General features: G+C 50.4%; 3 protein-coding genes. All 3 read right to left on the bottom strand.

Annotation, left to right across the window (positions count from 1 at the left end):
- Positions 1 to 171 precede the first annotated feature (171 nt).
- The gene (locus V6D20_14685; protein HEY9817026.1) at positions 172 to 441 is read right to left on the bottom strand and encodes a GlsB/YeaQ/YmgE family stress response membrane protein; all 270 of its coding nucleotides are present in this window, start codon (positions 439 to 441) and stop codon (positions 172 to 174) included.
- A 156-nt stretch (positions 442 to 597) separates the two neighbouring features.
- Positions 598 to 1,134: a Dps family protein gene (locus V6D20_14680; GenBank protein HEY9817025.1), complete on the bottom strand. Its 537-nt coding sequence runs from the start codon at positions 1,132 to 1,134 to the stop codon at positions 598 to 600.
- 41 nt (positions 1,135 to 1,175) lie between these two features.
- Positions 1,176 to 1,518: CHRD domain-containing protein (locus V6D20_14675; protein ID HEY9817024.1), on the bottom strand; the 343-nt coding region annotated here is incomplete at its 5' end.

Below are 1,518 nucleotides of genomic sequence, written 5' to 3'. Positions count from 1 at the left end.
TCACTGGCTCATCTCTAAGATGTGTATAAGCGGTAGCCTTTTGGGAGAGGGCTAGGGTGAGGATAGATGGTGCGGTTCATACCTAGATTCAGCAACGCCAGAACACGAATACATCAACTGAACTTAGCAGCACTCAGGACATCAGCCATAGCTAAGATGATCCGCGCCGAGCTATGTACTTCTGCGAGTTAGCGTACCGTAGAGGAAAATAGCAATGATTGCCCCTAGAACAGCCAAAACTACCCCACCAATGCTCAATCCAGGAGCGGTGAGCTGTAAGTTACCATTTTGGATAAAGCTGTGCAAGGTACCGCCAATAAAAGCCCCCACAATTCCCAATACCAGTGTGGCCAGCCAGTTACCACCCTGATATCCAGGAACGATTGCCTTGGCGATCGCACCTGCTAGTAGCCCTAAAATAATCCAGGCAATAATGTTCATAATGTTCTCCTTCAGGTTTGCTTCATGTCAATGTCGTCTAAATTAGGTGATATCTGGACAAGATGATCCCTAGTTGATGCACTACAGCGACTAAGTTTGCTAGCTCAGGCTAGGATATTTACTTCCAGACGTCTCCTTAACCAGTTCAAGTAGGGGCTAAACCCCGACCATCGCTTTTTTCGGCTGAGGCTTTAACCCATCTGATTCCAGCGCTTCACCCTCAATAAACGAGCGCAGTGTCCAGGCAATTTCTTCATGCTGCACCATCAGCCCAGTAAGAAAGTCGGCGGTGCCGCCATCTTTGAAGGTATTGCTACACTGCTCAATATGCTCCCGGAGGTTGCGTACAATGTGCTCGTGGTCGGCAAGTAGGTAAGACACCATGCCCGTGGTAGTGGGTACGTCACCATCATGCTCTTTGAGCGAGCAAATCTTTAAGAAGCCTTCCATCGTGCCGGCGGGGTACCCACCTAGAGTTCTAACCCGCTCAGCGATGACATCGGCGTTAATGGTAAGCGCTTCATAGTGGACTTTCCACAGCTTGTGCAACGTCATAAACTGCGGACCTACCACATCCCAGTGATATTTTTTCGTTTTAACCAGCAGTAGGTAAGTATCTGCTAGTCCTTGGTTAAGCAACGTAATGACACCCTGGCGCTGTTCGCCAGTTAGCCCAATATTGACTTTTTGCATGGCTAGATTTCCTGCATTAAAGGGTTATTGCGTAAAGAGAGTCACTGTGCCACAAGCTGCCCCCGAATGGCTCCATCAGGGAACTGCGGGTTGTGAACATTGATATAAAAGTCGCTGGGGTTTTCCAGAATCCGCTGGACAATGCCTGACTCATCGGTCGAAAATTTGCCTGGCTCACCTTCGCTCAGGCAGTCGGCTGCCATGCCGCTCTCGGGGCCAGCTAGGGCTACTACCACAGGGCCATTAACGCCCGCTGCGCCTTCGTGGATATGTGCCGCCATGCCGTTATCCACCGTTACTAGCTGAAGGTTAGAGACTTCAAGCAGGTAGCACAGGGTGGTGGCGTCGCCGTCAATGCCAAAGACGTAGCCTTGGCCCAGACCA

The sequence above is a fragment of the Candidatus Obscuribacterales bacterium genome, from assembly GCA_036703605.1.
Classification (GTDB): domain Bacteria; phylum Cyanobacteriota; class Cyanobacteriia; order RECH01; family RECH01; genus RECH01.
This window is presented reverse-complemented; position numbering and strand designations above follow the sequence as displayed.

Coding starts and splice junctions, on each gene's coding strand:
- V6D20_14680 (HEY9817025.1), bottom strand. CDS start 1,134: ATGCAAAAAGTCAATATTGGGCTAACTGGCGAACAGCGCCAGGGTGTC.
- V6D20_14685 (HEY9817026.1), bottom strand. CDS start 441: ATGAACATTATTGCCTGGATTATTTTAGGGCTACTAGCAGGTGCGATC.